Below are 17382 nucleotides of genomic sequence, written 5' to 3' on the forward strand. Positions count from 1 at the left end.
TACTCGGTAACGGATGCGAGTGGAAACTCTATTAATGTTTTCCAAAACATTAATATTCTTGATAATACCGATCCTACAGCCTCTAATCCTGCGGATATTGATGTGCAATGTCTTACTGATGTACCTGCTGTAGATATTACTGTAGTAATTGATGAAGCTGATAATTGTGGTACTCCTACTGTCGCTTTTGTCAGTCAAACTGCGGATCCTGCTATTAACAACGGAACTATTATTAGAACTTACTCGGTAACGGATGCGAGTGGAAACTCTATTAATGTTTTCCAAAACATTAATATTCTTGATAATACCGATCCTACAGCCTCTAATCCTGCGGATATTGATGTGCAATGTCTTACTGATGTACCTGCTGTAGATATTACTGTGGTAACTGATGAATCCGACAACTGTACGGGTCCAATTATCGTGGCTCATGTTAGTGATATTTCAACAGGATTCAATCCAGAAGTAATTACCAGAACCTACAGTGTAACTGATGCCAGCAACAATTCAATTAATGTTACACAAATTATAACAGTCGAAGACACAACTCCACCAGTCGTAATTTGTCAACCCCTCACCATAACACTAGACGCTTTAGGTAGTGCCTCTATCACTACGGCGCAAATCGATAATGGATCTACGGACAACTGTGGTATTTCTAGTAGGTTTTTAGATATTCAAACTTTTAATTGTTCAGATTTAGGAACCAATACCGTAACACTGAGTGTCATTGATGATTCAGACAATATAAATTCTTGCACAACTACAGTAACGGTTTTAGATCCTGGAGCAAGCTCTAGCGTAGCCATAGTGTCTAATGACGCTAATGATGAAATTTGTTTAGGAGAAAATTTAACGTTTACCGCCACACCTGTTAATGCAGGAACGACTCAATTTTATGATTGGTACATAAATGGATCTTTTGAAAGCACAACAGCTGGTCCAACATTTACACCATCTTCAGTTCCAACAGCTGATTATACGATTTTTGTAAGAATGACTACGGATCTATCGACATGTGACCCAAAACAAAGTAATACGCTTTCTATTGAAGTGCATCCATTACCGGTGGTCAGTGTCAGTACGCTTGGCAGTTGTATTGACGACAACTCCCAATCGGCAAGTCCATCTACTGGCGGTACTTGGGTAAGTAATAATCTAGGCGTTGCTACCATTTCTAATAGTGGAAATATTACCCCTGTAAGTCCGGGTACAGTAACGTTTACATTTACTGATGCGACAACGGGTTGTAGCAATACCACCAACAGTGTTACTATTGATGCTTTACCCGTGATAGGTAATTATCCTACAGCTAATGAAATTTGCGAAGGTGAAACACATACATTATCACCATCCACAGGAGGTACATGGACAAGTAGTAACAATGCTGTGGCAACCATAAATAATGCTGGTGACATTACAGGTGTAGGTACAGGAACGGCAACATTTACATTTACAAACTCAACAACAGGTTGTACTGCGACCTCAACATCTATTGAAGTATTAGAAATCCCTGTTATTACTTCTGTCACTGCTTCACCAAATTCAGTTTGTGCTGGCGATGACAGTATTTTAACAGTTACCGTACCTGGTACGGGATCGACCACGGACGTACTAGTTAATTACAATTTTAATTCTGGTAGTAATTATGGAAATTCAAATGGCCAAGAAGCGCCAGGTATCATTAGTACTATTAATAGTTCCAATATTAATTATAACCGTTCTGCGTATGGGCGTGCAATAACTACACCACCTGCTTTTGTAGCAAATAATCGAGGTAGAGCTTTAGTTCAATTTGATGATTGGCAAGACGGACCAGAATCTTGGTGGAATCCTGGTGGCTCAGATGATAGTGGAAATTGGACTTTTGCTTTAGGAGGTACTGCACTACCAATTTATGAGAACTTTGAGATATATTTTGATGCCAAACGTATGGATGCTGGTGGTCTTAACAAAAGTATAATTGTAGAATACAGCACAAATAATGGTGCTAGTTGGAATGCCGCCGATACTCCTGCAAGACTTTTAAACGCTGGAACTGGTGGCCCTGATTATAACGACGGGTGGTTTTCATATTATTCTACTTTATCTGGCGTTGCGAATGTAAATAATTTGCAAATTAGATTAAGTGTTAATGATGGATCTACTTACTCTACGAGAATAAGATGGTGGGCTGTTGAATATATCGACCGAACTAATCCGCATGTATTAATTGATAATTTTCAGGTACAAGCAGCTTCTGCTGCACCTGCAAATGTAACTTATAACTGGGCAGTAGTATCTGGTGATAATTCTAGTCTTTCTGGAGCAACAAACTTACCTCAAATTACGGTTAATCCTAATGTTACTACGATATACGAAGTTACAGCAACAAACACTGCTGGCTGCCCTGTTGCAGATACAGTGGTGGTTAATGTATTACCGTCACCGGAAATTACTTTTCTTACCAATTTTTGCCCTTCTGCCCCACATAACAATGAAGTAGAAATTACAGCTGTATCTTCAATACCTGGAACCACTTGGCAATGGATTGTTACTTATCTAAATCCCGGTGATCCTGGTTATACTCATGGAGGTCATAGTAATACTTCGGATACTGCTTTTGTAGATACAGCAGGAACTTATCAAGTTATTGCAACAGCACCTAATGGGTGTACAGCATCTGCTACCATAGATATCGCCACTGAACTTGTTGTTAATGGAGATTTTGAATTAGGAAATACTGGATTTAATAGCGATTACAATTATAAAGTGGACCTTCCTGGGCTTGTTCCTGCTAATCAAGGAGAACTTTATAATGATAATGGTAACAATGGATACTCTATTACAACAAATGGGCAAAATGTTCATACCAATTTTTGGGGATATGATCACACCACAAGTTCGGGTAATTTTATGGCAGTTAATGGTCATGGAAATACCCTTGTTGTATGGCAACAGGAAATAACCGTTGAGCCTAATACAGAATATTATTTTTCTGCTTGGGGAATGAGCTTAAATAATCAAGGGAATTGGAGAAATAGAGCTCAATTAACGTTCAATGTTAATGGTACAAACGTAGGTATCGCTGAACGCTTACCTAACCGTGCTAATAACAATAACCCAGGTACAGATAATTGGCAACGTTTTTATGGGACATGGTTGTCACCAAATTGGTCAGGTCCACAAACAATAACTATTGAAATTAGAAACTTAAACTCGCGAACAAATGGAAATGACTTTGGTATTGATGACATTTCCTTTAGCTCTCTCGATCCATTTATTATACCTATATCTCCACCGGAAATTATAAATGATCAAATTGTCTGTCAAAATACAGCAATTGAAGATATATATTATAATGTAGGTGGTGGCAGTAGTGGTGCCAATATACAATGGCAGTTAGACGGTAGCAACTTAGGCACTAGTCCTTTTCCAAATAACACCATGCCTGCAGGAATGATAACAACTTTTGATGGTGTGAGATATACAATTTCTGGCACACCAAGTTTGCCTGGTAATTACACCTATACACTATCTACAACTGGTGGATGTGGTACGCCAAAAACATCAAGTGGAAAAATCGTAGTAAATGAAGCACCATTAGTTTCAATTATAACATTACCACAAACCATTTGTCAATCTGAAAACACACTTGCCTTAAATGTAACTCTTAGTGGTAGTGCTACAATAGGGACATGGTCATCTAGTGGAACAGGTACTTTTACCGGTGGTTCTGGAAATGGCACAAGTGCTATATATAACTTCGGAACTAATGAAATAGGAAGTGTTACCTTAACGTTTACCTCTAATGATCCGGATGGAGCTGGAATAAATGGGCCGTGTATTGTAGCAGAAGCATCAATCGATATTGAAATTACACCTTATTTTGTTGCAACAACTAGTGGTAATCAAATCACAGGAGGTTGCGAAGTTAATTCAGTCACCCTAACTGGTAATAACGTTACTGGACAGTGGAATGTAACCTCTGGTCAAGATGTAAATACTTATTTCTTCTCAAATATAAATGACCACAATGCAACATTTACAGGAGAAAGTGGTGAGACTTATATTTTAGAATGGGAAGCAATTAACACCGGTGTTTGTACAGCAAATACGGTTGCTACTATGAACGTTACCATCCCAGATTGTGGCTCAAGCTTAGTCTTTGATGGTGGTGATGATTACATCAACTTTGGTGATAATTATAATCCCGGTAATGGCCAGTTTAGCATTGAAGCATGGATTAAACCGGATAATTTTTCAGGAACTAAAACCATATTTTCAAAAAGAAATGGTACATCAACGGCTTCTGGTTATGATTTAAGTCTTGAAGGGAATAGTTTAAAGTTCCGCTATAATAACAGTGCCGTTATTGCTGGACAAGATATGAATACCAATAAATGGTATCATGTGGCTGTGACTTTTAGCGGTACTAGATACTCGCTTTACATCGATGGTTTCCAAGTACGCTTAACTGCAGGTGCTTCTCCACTAACCAATACAAATAAAGCTTTAGTTGGTGCTATGGACAGAACAGGGAATTCACCAATGAATTATTTTGATGGTGGCATTGACGAAGTACGGATATGGAATACTGAATTATCTCAAGCTCAGATCCGTGAAATGATGAACCAAGAAATAAAGCAAAATGATGCTAATGCTAATGTTATGGGAGAAGTTGTTCCTCTAGATATCACTGGACCGTTAGCTTGGAATAATTTAAGAGGCTACTACCAAATGAACACAGGTCCGCAGACTAGCGTTACGGGTGGTAATGTTAATGATATTTCTACATTCGATCCTGTTCCTGGAAAATTAAATGCTATGACAGTCATGCAAGATGAAACGGCTCCGATACCGTATATTTCAAGGTTACATAATTCTTGGGACAATGCCACAACCTGGTCCGCGAGTTCAGTACAACAAATACCGAACTCAATAGAAAACAATATAAGACCTGGTTACCTCCAAACTTGGAATATTGTAAGAACAGCGACCAATGTTACAACATACAGAAGCACACCAGCCAATTTACTTTTAGAAACAACTGTTCTTGGGTTAATAGTGGATAGTGATAGACTGAGCATTGGTAATGATCAACCGTTAAATGTTGAGAAATACCTTAAAATAGATGGCACTTTAGATTTAGTCGGAGAATCACAGTTAGTACAACCTATGGGAAGTAGGGTAGATTATTCAGGAGTTGGAAGTCTAGAACGCGACCAACAAGGAACCACAAACTTATATAATTATAATTATTGGAGTTCACCGGTGAGCGATGATGGTACTACATATACTATTGCGGGTACTTTGTTAGATGGCACCAATCCTGCTAACCCACAACCTATCACATGGATTAATGGCCATGATGCTATTCCGTCAACTCCAATTTCTATTACGCGAAGATGGCTCTACCTGTATGAAAATTATCTCGCAAATAATTATGCAGCATGGAATCGAATCAACGAAAATCATGCTATAAAGGTCGGTCTTGGCTATTTAATGAAAGGTAGCGCCGGTGCTGGAACCAGCCAAAATTATGTATTTAAAGGACAACCAAACAACGGTAAGATAGAAATCGAGGTGACGGGTGGTCACCAAGCTCTGGTAGGTAACCCATATCCTTCTGCTTTGGATGCATACGTTTTTATAGATAACAATAATACGGTTCTAAAAGATGGCTCTATTTCCTTCTGGGAACATGCACCTTCAAATAATACACATGTGTATAGGGATTATCAAGGGAGTTATGCCGTTTTAAACAGAACAGGTGCTGTTGCAGCCGTGACGCCTACAGGAATTCTTGGAGGAGGAAATGCTGAAAAAAGACCTGGTCAATTTATACCTGTAGCGCAAGGTTTTTATGTTACTGGTAACAATACAGGTGGACAAATAACATTTGATAATAACCAACGTGTTTATTTTAAAGAAGGTCCAAGCTCTGTGTTTCTCAGAAATGCTAATCCAACAACCCAGACAACTTCTACTAATGACAATGAAGAGCAAAATCAATTTATCAGAATAGATTTTATAACTCCGGAAAATGCCACTAGACATCTACTCATTGGTTTTATGGATAATGATAATGCTACCGATGCTTTTGATTATGGGTATGATGCACTAAACACTGAAACTCTTCCTAGTGACATGTCGTTTAATATTGAGGGAGAGAAATATGTTATTCAAGGTGTTGGTCATTTTGATGTTGCTAAATCCTATCCTTTAGATATTGTAACTGAAGGCGGAGCGATTGAAATTGCTTTGGACAGTCTTGAAAATTTCGATGAAGCGATTGATGTATTCATTTACGATAATGTATTAGGCACATACACGAGATTCAATGATGTTAATTTCCAAATGAATTTAGAAGCTGGAACTTATAGTGATCGATTCTTTCTTGTATTCCAAGAAGATGAGACCTTATCTGTAATAAAAGATGAATTTGATAATGTGATCGTAAGGTATTTACATCAAACCAATGAGATTTATGTAAAGACACCACCATCTGTTGAAGTTAAGCAACTATACTTAATTAATGTAGCTGGCCAAACGGTAGCGTCATGGAACGCGACTAACTTACCAATGTCTCATGATATTAAGATACCTGTTAAACACATATCGGAAGGAGCTTATATTATAAAAGCAGAAACGAATACTGGTGTTTTCAATAGAAAGATCATTATTAAATATTAATAGTAATTCGTTCTTTAAAATAAATAGCCCTCAAGATCTTATCGATTTTGAGGGCTTTTTTTATATAAATAATTGCGCGTTGAATTTAGCTGTATTGCTCTAAATCCAATTCATTAATAGCGCCATGACTTTCATGCGCTACCACTAATCCATTTTTTATAATTAAGAGCTGAGGAGATTGATGCATAACTTGAAATTTATACCCCACCTCATTAGACACATCTCTGTAACTCAATAAATCTAAATAATACAAATCAATATGGCTATCTAAATCATAGGCCGAAACAAACTGTTTCATTACCATACTACTAATACCACAACGTGTAGAATGTTTAAATATCAGTTGGGTTTTAGTATTAGAAGCTTCTACAATAGCATCTAATTGCGAAATATCTGTTAATGCTTGCCATGGCAATATCTTTTCCTTTTTAGGTTCTGATGAACCGAATATTTTTTTGAACATAAATTTTCCTTTTAATTATTGATTGCTTAGTTTGAAAATACATAGTTGACTTATATCATACTTTAAGTCGAAACAAAATTGTAATCTTACATCACGACAAAACGTCATTTCATAAATCACTGAATCAGACATTTTGTCGCTTAATTCTTACGTTTTCAAATTGGTAAGATAATTGACTAAAGATAAACAAAGAATAATAAAAAATTAACGTTCTTCGGAGCGCTGTTGTTGGATCATTTCAAAAATAATGGTTACAACCATTGAACTCTAAGATAAAAAATATAATAAGATGAATTTTAATAATTATACTATTAAATCGCAAGAAGCGATACAGCAAGCACAACAAATTGCGCAAGGTTTAGGTCATCAGCAAATAGAGAATGAGCATATTTTTAAAGCCCTTTTTGAGGTTGATGAAAACGTGCTACCATTTCTTCTTAAAAAATTAAATGTGAACATGCCCCTACTTCAACAAGTATTGGGTGCGGCATTAGAAAGTTTTTCTAAAGTTACTGGTGGAGAAATTATGCTTTCTCGAGAAGCTAGCAAAACGCTAAACGAAGCCTCAATCATCGCTAAAAAGATGAATGATGATTATGTGTCGATTGAACATTTAATTCTAGCTATTTTTAAATCTAAAAGTAAAATTGCACAAATCCTAAAAGATCAAGGTGTTACTGAAAAAGGCTTAAATACCGCCATTGAAGAATTACGTAAAGGAGACAGAGTTACTTCTCAAAGTCAGGAAGAAACTTATAACTCTCTGAGTAAATATGCTAAGAATTTAAATCAGTTGGCTAGAGATGGTAAATTAGATCCAGTAATTGGTCGTGATGAAGAAATACGAAGAATTCTTCAGATCTTATCACGTAGAACCAAAAACAATCCGATTTTAGTTGGTGAGCCTGGAACGGGAAAAACGGCTATTGCAGAAGGCTTAGCGCACCGAATTATTGATGGTGACATCCCAGAAAACCTAAAAGACAAACAGATTTTTGCTTTAGATATGGGGGCTCTAATTGCTGGTGCGAAATATAAAGGTGAGTTTGAAGAGCGTTTAAAAGCCGTAATTAAAGAAGTCACAGAAAGCGATGGCGATATCGTGCTATTTATCGATGAGATTCACACATTAGTAGGTGCTGGCGGTGGACAAGGAGCTATGGATGCCGCTAACATTTTAAAACCCGCATTAGCGCGAGGTGAATTGAGAGCCATTGGTGCCACAACGTTAGATGAATACCAGAAGTATTTTGAACAAGATAAAGCTTTAGAACGTCGTTTTCAAAAAGTAACAGTCAATGAACCCGATACCGAAAGCGCCATTTCTATTCTTAGAGGTATTAAAGAAAAGTACGAAACACACCATAAGGTTAGAATTAAAGATGAAGCCATTATTGGGGCGGTAGAATTATCGGAGCGCTATATAACCAATCGGTTTCTTCCAGATAAAGCGATAGACTTAATGGATGAGGCGGCTTCAAAATTACGCATGGAAATCAATTCTAAGCCGGAAGAATTGGATGTTCTCGATCGTAAAATCATGCAACTTGAAATTGAACATGAAGCGATTAAGCGTGAAAAAGATGAATCTAAATTAAAAAGTTTAAAGGCTGATTTGGCAAATCTTAAAGAAGAGCGCAATGAGCTTAATGCCAAATGGAAATCTGAAAAAGAAGTTGTTGAAAACGTTCAGAATATAAAACAAGATATTGAAAATTATAAACTTGAAGCGGAACGCGCAGAGCGTGATGGAGATTACGGTAAGGTGGCTGAACTACGATATGGAAAAATTAAAGATGCCAATGAGCAACTCGAAAAATTTCAGAAAGATTTAGCCGAACAACAAGACACCTCATTAATTAAAGAGGAAGTAACTTATGAGGATATTGCTGACGTAGTGGCAAAATGGACCGGAATTCCTGTGACCAAAATGTTGCAAAGTGATCGTGAAAAATTAGTGAAACTTGAAGACGAATTGCACAAGCGCGTTGTCGGACAAGAAGAAGCGATTGAGGCCGTTAGTGATGCAGTTAGACGCTCTAGAGCAGGACTACAAAATCCTAATAAACCTATTGGAACCTTCCTGTTTTTAGGAACGACTGGTGTCGGTAAAACGGAATTGGCAAAAGCGCTGGCAGAATATTTGTTTGATGATGAAAACGCTATGACTCGGATTGATATGAGTGAATATCAAGAACGTCATGCAGTTAGCCGATTAGTTGGGGCGCCTCCAGGATATGTGGGTTATGATGAAGGGGGGCAGTTAACTGAAGCCGTACGTAGAAAACCATATTCTGTAGTTTTACTAGACGAAATTGAAAAAGCGCATCCAGATACATTTAATATTCTATTACAGGTACTAGATGAAGGACGTTTAACAGATAATAAAGGTAGAATTGCAGATTTTAAGAACACGATTATAATTATGACCTCAAATATGGGAAGTCATATTATACAAGAACGTTTTGAAGCTACAAAAGATATTCCTTCAGCCATGGAAGCTGCTAAAGTTGACGTCTTAGGATTGTTGAAACAAAGTGTAAGACCAGAGTTTTTAAATCGTATTGATGATACTATTATGTTCACGCCTCTATCTAAAGATAACATTACTGATATCGTAGGGTTGCAATTAAAAGGCATAACAAAGATGATAGCACAGCAAGGAATTACCTTTGATGCCACCCCAGAAGCTGTCAGTTATTTAGCAGAAAAAGGCTATCATCCAGAATACGGAGCAAGACCTGTAAAACGAGTGATTCAAAAAGACGTACTCAATCAATTGAGTAAAGAAATTTTAGCTGGTAAAGTTACTACAGATAGTATTATTCTGTTGGATGAATTTGATAGACAATTGGTTTTTAGAAATCAAAGTGATTTAGTTACTGATAAATTGTAATGTATCTAAAATAAATTTTGATATAAACCGTAACATAATGAGTTAAGAACCGTCTTTTTAGTGATTGGTTGATAAAGAGCAACACAAATTTCATATTTTTGAAAGGAGTGTTGCTTTTTCATTTCATTCTACTATCTTTATACGTCTTCAATATACTAAGGAAACAGCAATAGGCTATGATTAAACACTACAATTTAAAGGATGCAGAAATCTATTTGTTCGATCACTATATCATTAATCAAATACGCGAGGGCGTTACTATTGAAGCCCCTCATGACAAAGAACTAAACGAAATTGTACAAGAGCATTTTAGCGGTCGTGATATAGTTTATATATCTAATCGAGTAAACTCTTACACCGTAGATCCTTTAATTTATAAAAAGGTCGAAGATATACCCAATATTCTTGCCATTGCAATAGTTCCTAAAAACCACTTAATGCGACGAAATGCTGAGTATGAGCGCCAGTTTTATGATAACCCATTTGAGATTTTTGATACTATCAATGATGCTATTATTTGGGCAAATAAATTAACTTTACCTGAAAATGAGGGGGCTAACAAATAATATTCTGTATTACTTCAAAATTTTAATGCATATTCTAAATCCTATTATTTAAATTTTAAAGAATTAAGCATCGCAAGGAAGTCCTCTTTCTTAAAAAGGGCAATTTATTGATTTTAGCTTAATACCTTCATTTCTCTTTTCCGTGAAAGAAAGCTTTGATGTACCATAATTTCGTTAGAGGAAACACATTCTCATTTTTAAACATTAAGCTAACTTAGTATAGATTAGAACATAATGAAACAGAGCCACAAGGATTACAGCAGCAACGTTATTATTTTTTTTTATGCAACTGTCTTTAATGTAGATTTTATGACGCACATGAATTATAATTAGATCGAGTAATTATCCCAAATTAAATTATTTTCTACAAACCTAATAATGAAAACATTTCAGAGTTTTTTAACAACTATTCGATGAAACGCATAAAAATATCTAAGAATTTAACAGGCATTTTAACGGATAAAATATTAATTTTGTCGAGCTATTTAATTCCAACACTCCCGATACTACGGGCAAGACTTATTAATCTTGTAAGTAATCCCTCTACTTATAGAGAATTACTATAGTTAATTTTTAAACTCATTAAAACTTTTTCAATTTGTTAAAATGACAGATAAAAAAGTACATTATCACAAACCCTAAATTCGACAAAACAAATGGAATTAAATAAATATATAGATCATACCTTATTAAGTGCATCAACAACAGAAGCCGACATTCTTAGATTATGCGAAGAAGCCTTAAAATATAATTTTTACGCTGTTTGTATTAATAGTTGTTATGTTCCCATAGCAAAACAAGTTTTAGGCCAATCTGAAGTAAAGATATGCGCGGTGGTTGGGTTTCCATTAGGAGCAATGTCTACAGGTGCTAAAGTATTTGAAGCCAAAACTGCGATTGAACAAGGTGCTAACGAAATCGATATGGTAATGAATATCGGTCGTCTTAAAAGTCAGAACCATGTCGCCGTATTAAAAGACATTAGTGCCGTAAAGCGTGCTATGGGACCTGCAACATTAAAAGTTATTCTTGAAATTAGTGAACTTTCTAAAAATGAGATCGTTAAAGCATGTGAAATTTGTATGGACGCTGATGCGGATTTTGTAAAAACCTCAACAGGTTTTTCTAAAAGTGGAGCCACCTTAACTGCTGTTAAAATAATGAGAAAAACAGTTAAAAATCAATTAAAGGTAAAAGCCTCAGGAGGCATAAGAGATGCAGAAACAGCGCAAAAATACATAGAGGTTGGAGCGGATAGAATTGGCGCTTCAGCAGGAGTTGCAATGATGAACAACCTCGTATCTCACGCATCGTAATATTTGAAACACTTTATTTAACTTTGATGCATGAGTGTACACATTGAAGCCAAAAAAGGCGAAATCGCAGAGACCATACTTCTACCCGGAGATCCATTAAGAGCGAAATGGATAGCTGAGACATTTTTTGAAAATCCCAAATGCTTCAATACAGTTAGAGGTATGCTAGGTTATACAGGGACCTACAAAGGCAAACGTATTTCTACAATGGGAACAGGAATGGGTGTGCCGAGTATCTCTATTTATACACACGAACTTATTACGGAATATGGTGTAAAAAACCTGATTAGAGTTGGTAGTGCTGGTTCATATCAAAAAGAAGTAAAAATTAGAGATGTTGTATTAGCTATGGCCGCCTCATCGTCTTCTGGCATTAACCAGTCTAGGTTTGGTGGCGCTAATTTTGCCCCGACAGCAGATTTTAAATTGTTTATGAAGGCCGTAAATGCGGCTAAAGTTAATAATATAGCGATAAAAGCTGGTAACGTATTATCCTCAGATGAATTTTACCAAGACGATAAAGAGATTTTCAAAAAATGGGCTAAGTTTGGAGTACTCTGTGTGGAAATGGAAGCCGCAGGGCTATACACTATAGCTGCCAAACATAATGTGAATGCTTTAGCCATTTTGACCATTTCAGATTCTCTCGTTACAGGAGAAACCACAACCAGTGAAGAACGAGAAACTACGTTTAGAAGTATGATTGAAATTGCTCTAGATTTGGCTTAAGACTAACTTCCGATTTTATTATAGAAAAGCTTACTTTAGTCGGAAAAAAATATTTCTTCAAAACAAAATGAAAAAACTATTCTTAATACTTCTTATAATCTTTGTTAACTTTTCTTCTTGTAAAGAGAAAACCGAAAATAAAGATAGCGCAGTGTCTACTTATTATTTAATTAGACATGCCGAAAAGGATCGAACTGATCACCGTAATAAAAACCCTGATTTAACTGAAGCAGGATTACAACGCGCAAGCCATTGGGCAATTTATTTTAAAGATGTAAAATTTGATGCGGTTTATACGACGGATTACAATAGAACAAAACAAACAGCAAAGCCCACGGCAAACGCTAACGGGCTTGAACTTCAGCTATATAATCCATCGGTCATAAAGATGGAAGAATTTCTAAATAAAACTAAAGGAGGAACTGTCTTAATTGTTGGTCACAGCAATACAACTCCGAAGTTTGTAAATAATTTATTAGGCCAAGAAAAGTATAAAGATATAGCAGATGACAACAATGCTAATCTATATGTTGTAACAGTTACTAAAACGGGAAAAAATTCTCAATTATTGGTTATTGATTAGTTGTACTTCAAGATTTTCAAGTTCAATCTTAGATAATAATTTTAATTGATTGTCCTCAAAAGCTTTGCCTAAATTTTCGAGAGACATAGTGTTATCTTCGGGTTTATAATTATTATAATCTACAAAGCGTAAACTATTAACGTAGCGTTCATTATAAGCTTCTCTAAAGCGCAAACCTATTCCATGTTCTTCATGATATGAATAAGCTAAATAATCCACTTTAAATTCACTTTTATCAACCCAATAGATAAACACATCTTCATAATCTTCACCTCCACCTTCAGCGTTAAAAGTCACCTTAATTTTATAATAATCCTTGCCTTTAATATTTTCATTTCCTAGAAGCGTTTTATTCACTGCATTGTCATTTAAACCGTATGGTAAAACTGAAAAATAGTGTACCGAATTTACAGACGCTTCATATTTTTTAGCAATAGAATCGTCTAGTTTTACAAACGCTTCATTATTATACCGTTCGTAACCTACATTACTCAACATATCGAAAATAGAATCTTTATTATTTACGGTCAGTCTTACTAAAAGAAACTCATGATTTTTACGTAAAGCCTGGTAATATGTATCTCGAAACTCAAACTTAAGACTCGATCTTTTAAAATTATCACCTCCCGATACTTCAATAGATTTATCGATAATATCATTGGCTGTGAGCACTTTATTACTGTTTTCTACTTCTTGCTTAACCGCATTCGAATTTTCGTTATTACACGCAAAAAGCACAGCAACAAAAATATATAGGAGGTATTTTTTCATTTAAAATTGGTTTTAAATTAAAGTCGTAAAACTATTAATAAGATTACATTAATATCATAAATTCAACTTAAAGAATTACTGACTGATCTTTGTTTATTTGAACCTCAACAAATTATGAAATAAAATTAAACACGTATTTACTGCAATTAATACGGTACTCTCAATATTCACACTGTTTCAGGACGAAATTTAGGTATTTGAAGTTTTTCATCTTGAAGCATCACACTTCAAACTTACTTTCATATCTTTGCTAGCCATGCAAAAAACCGTTAACATACTCAACAGAAAAGCTAAGTTTCAGTACGATATATTAGACAAATATACGGCTGGGATTGTGCTTACGGGAACTGAAATTAAATCCATTAGATCTGGTAAGGCTTCCATTGCCGAAGGTTTCTGCGAGTTTAATGACCGGAGTGAACTCTTTGTTATTAATATGACGGTTGAAGAATACAAATACGGCACGCATTATAACCATAGACCAAAAGCCGAACGCAAATTACTTCTTAATAAAAGAGAGCTAAAAAAGCTTGAGAAAGAAGTGAATATAAAAGGTAATGCTATTATTCCTCTTAAACTTTTTATTAACGATAGAGGTTTAGCAAAACTCATCATTGGGCTAGGAAAAGGTAAAAAGCTCTATGACAAACGCGAAACCATTAAGGATCGCGATAATAAACGAAATCTAGATCGTATTAAAAAAGTGTACCGCTAAATTTTAAGATTCCTATAACTTTTCCAATCTATTTTTAGTCTAAGTTTGAAATACCTTAGGCAACCTTTTCATTTTTATTGACGTCTATATAAGTATGAACTTAAGTTCTTTTTATATTAGGTATGTTTTACCGGTAAAAGTCAAAAAGAAATGGTGGCTTATAAAACCAAAGTATATCATCAATCGTTATCAAATGGCCAAAAATCTATTTAGCATCTTACTGATTGCGTTCAGTATTATGGTTTCTGCACAAATTACAGGAAATATTACTGACCAAAATAATAACGCGCTTCCTTTTGTAAATGTTTTAATTGAAAACACCTACATAGGAACGACAAGTAATGATGATGGATATTACGAACTTAATATTTCTACACCAAAAACCTATATCATAGCTTACAGTTATTTGGGTTATAAAACAGTTAAACAAGAAGTCACTATTGAAAAATTCCCGTATCAAATCGATGTTACTTTAACTGAGGAATCCGTGTCGCTTTCAGAAGTTATTATAGATTCTGAAATTGATCCTGCAATCGCCATCATGCAAAAGGCCATTGCATACCGTGAAACCAATCTTAATAAAATACATTCGTATAAGGCCGATTTTTATTCTAGAGGATTAATTAAAATTAAGGATGCTCCCGAAAAAATATTAGGTCAAGAGGTTGGGGATTTAGGAGGTGGATTAGACTCTACTCGAAGTGGCATTATTTATTTATCTGAAACCATATCTAAAATACAGTTTTTAAGTCCAGATAAATTAAAAGAAAAAATCACAGCATCTAAAGTTAGCGGTGATGACAATGGGTTTAGCTTTAATGTGGCTATGGATGTCGATTTTAATTTCTACAACAACACTATAAATTTTGGTAATGAAATTATTTCTCCAATTGCCAACAACGCTTTTGTCTATTACCGCTACAAACTTGATGGTGTTTTTTACGATGATAGAGGCAACCTGATAAATAAAATAAAAGTGATTCCGAAGCGAAAAAATGATCCTGTTTTTTCGGGCAATATTTATATCGTAGAGGATCAGTGGTCAATTTATGCATTAGAATTAGATATTACAGGAGTTCAAGCTCGGATTCCTGTTGTAGATATAGTAACTTTAAAACAGAGCTTTTCTTATTCCGACACTCATAATATTTGGGCCAAAATCTCCCAAAGTATCGATTTTAGATTTGGTATGATGGGGATTAAAGGAGATGGTCGTTACACTGCTGTTTATAGTAATTATGAATTTAACACGGGGCTTACCAAAAACGATTTCAATAGAGAACTTGTTGCGTTTGAAAAAGAAGCCAATAAAAAAGATTCTCTATTTTGGAACACCATTAGACCTGTGCCTTTAACAAGCGAAGAACGTATTGACTATGTAAAAAAAGACAGTTTGCAAACCTTGCATGAATCGAAACCTTATTTAGATTCGTTGGATCGTGATAACAATAAATTTAAATTAGATAATATCATAGGATATACCTATCTGAATTCTCACAAGAATTATCGAATAGGGTTTGACATTCCCGTTATTGGTGGTGTTCAATTTAATACTGTTCAAGGTTATGCGCTTAATGCTAATGTATTTTACACTAAAAATTACGACGATTTTAAACGCTTTTTCAGAGCTAGCGGAAAACTTCAATATGGATTTTCAGATCATCGCTTACGTGCCACAGGTTCGTTGACCTATAAGTTCAACAGTATCACAAATGCATTTCTAAATTTATCTGGTGGTGTTTCGGCAGAACAGTTTAACTCTTCCAGCCCTATTTCACCATTAATCAATTCCGTAAGCACCTTATTTTTTGAAGATAATTACATGAAATTATATGACAAAAGTTTTGTAGCTCTTAATTATTCTGAAGAATTATTTAATGGAATCAGATTGTACACAGGTGTAAGTTACGAAAGACGAAAAGCATTATTCAACACCACAGATCAAACTTTTATTAATGAAGATAATGACGTTTATACAAGCAATAATCCATTAAACGAAACCGCATTTGATATAGCACCTTTTGAGTCCCATAATATTATTAAAGGAAATATTGATGTTCGCATTAATTTTGGACAAGAATATTTAAGTTATCCTGATGCCAAATACAATGTTAACAACGACGATTATCCAACCATTTATTTAGGTTACGAAAAAGGTTTTAGCGCTACCAATAGCGATTACAATTTCGACCAAGTTAAGATAAGACTCAATCAATCTTTTAATATTAAAGATAAAGGAAAATTCAGGTATAATCTAAAAGCAGAAAAATTCTTTAATGCCGATGCCATTGCTTTTATGGATTATCAACATTTTAATGGCAACCTAACGCATGTTAGTACAGAGGGAAACTACACCAATGTATTTAATAATTTAAATTATTATGCCGCCAGCACAGACGATGCTTATTTTGAAAGTCACATTGAGCACGATTTTAATGGATTTTTACTCGGAAAAGTTCCATTGCTCAACAAGCTAAACTTTAATTTAGTGGTCGGTGCACATTTATTGGCAATACCAAACTTTAAACCCTATCAAGAATACACTGTCGGTTTAGATAATATTGGATGGGGGAAATGGAGATTTTTACGAGTGGACTATTTACGTTCTTATCAAAGCGGATTTCAGAGTGATGCTATTGTTTTTGGTTTGAAATTCTTTTAAATTTAT

General features: G+C 35.1%; 10 protein-coding genes. 8 read left to right on the forward strand and 2 right to left on the reverse strand.

From position 1 onward, the window contains the following. The coding region (locus QMA06_RS14765) for a LamG-like jellyroll fold domain-containing protein (protein WP_290207673.1) at positions 1-6675 on the forward strand (6675 nt) is incomplete at its 5' end. 85 nt (positions 6676-6760) lie between these two features. Here QMA06_RS14765 and ytxJ read toward each other — a convergent pair. Then, on the reverse strand, positions 6761-7138 hold the full coding sequence (ytxJ, locus tag QMA06_RS14770) for a bacillithiol system redox-active protein YtxJ (RefSeq protein WP_290207674.1): 378 nt from the start codon (positions 7136-7138) through the stop codon (positions 6761-6763). A gap of 289 nt (positions 7139-7427) precedes the next feature. Between ytxJ and clpB the strand changes: the two genes are divergently transcribed. The 5 genes from clpB (at position 7428) to QMA06_RS14795 (ending at position 13228) form a co-directional block, all read left to right on the forward strand. Beyond that, a complete protein-coding gene (gene clpB / locus QMA06_RS14775) occupies positions 7428-10034 on the forward strand; it encodes an ATP-dependent chaperone ClpB (RefSeq protein WP_290207675.1) in 2607 nt (868 codons plus the stop codon). 176 nt (positions 10035-10210) lie between these two features. Further along, positions 10211-10600: a hypothetical protein gene (locus QMA06_RS14780; protein WP_290207676.1), complete on the forward strand. Its 390-nt coding sequence runs from the start codon at positions 10211-10213 to the stop codon at positions 10598-10600. A 656-nt stretch (positions 10601-11256) separates the two neighbouring features. Then, positions 11257-11916 (forward strand): deoxyribose-phosphate aldolase, encoded by a 660-nt coding sequence (deoC, locus tag QMA06_RS14785; protein WP_290207678.1) that lies wholly within the window; start codon positions 11257-11259, stop codon positions 11914-11916. Between the two features lie 30 nt (positions 11917-11946). After that, positions 11947-12645 carry a purine-nucleoside phosphorylase gene (deoD, locus tag QMA06_RS14790; RefSeq protein WP_290207679.1) on the forward strand — a complete coding sequence of 233 codons (699 nt, stop codon included), beginning with the start codon at positions 11947-11949 and terminating at the stop codon, positions 12643-12645. 67 nt (positions 12646-12712) lie between these two features. Then, positions 12713-13228, forward strand: a complete 516-nt coding sequence (locus QMA06_RS14795; RefSeq protein ID WP_290207680.1) for a SixA phosphatase family protein — start codon at positions 12713-12715, stop codon at positions 13226-13228. On the opposite strand, the gene QMA06_RS14800 is transcribed toward QMA06_RS14795, so the two are convergent. Next, positions 13211-13999 carry a DUF6503 family protein gene (locus QMA06_RS14800; RefSeq protein ID WP_290207681.1) on the reverse strand — a complete coding sequence of 263 codons (789 nt, stop codon included), beginning with the start codon at positions 13997-13999 and terminating at the stop codon, positions 13211-13213. The genes QMA06_RS14795 and QMA06_RS14800 overlap by 18 nt on opposite strands. A gap of 256 nt (positions 14000-14255) precedes the next feature. Between QMA06_RS14800 and smpB the strand changes: the two genes are divergently transcribed. Further along, positions 14256-14714: an SsrA-binding protein SmpB gene (gene smpB, locus QMA06_RS14805; protein ID WP_290207682.1), complete on the forward strand. Its 459-nt coding sequence runs from the start codon at positions 14256-14258 to the stop codon at positions 14712-14714. Positions 14715-14907: 193 nt separating this feature from the next. Further along, positions 14908-17376 (forward strand): DUF5686 and carboxypeptidase regulatory-like domain-containing protein, encoded by a 2469-nt coding sequence (locus QMA06_RS14810; RefSeq protein WP_290207683.1) that lies wholly within the window; start codon positions 14908-14910, stop codon positions 17374-17376. Positions 17377-17382: the final 6 nt, after the last annotated feature.

Origin of the sequence: Winogradskyella bathintestinalis (assembly GCF_030407435.1) — a bacterium.
Lineage (GTDB): Bacteria > Bacteroidota > Bacteroidia > Flavobacteriales > Flavobacteriaceae > Winogradskyella > Winogradskyella bathintestinalis.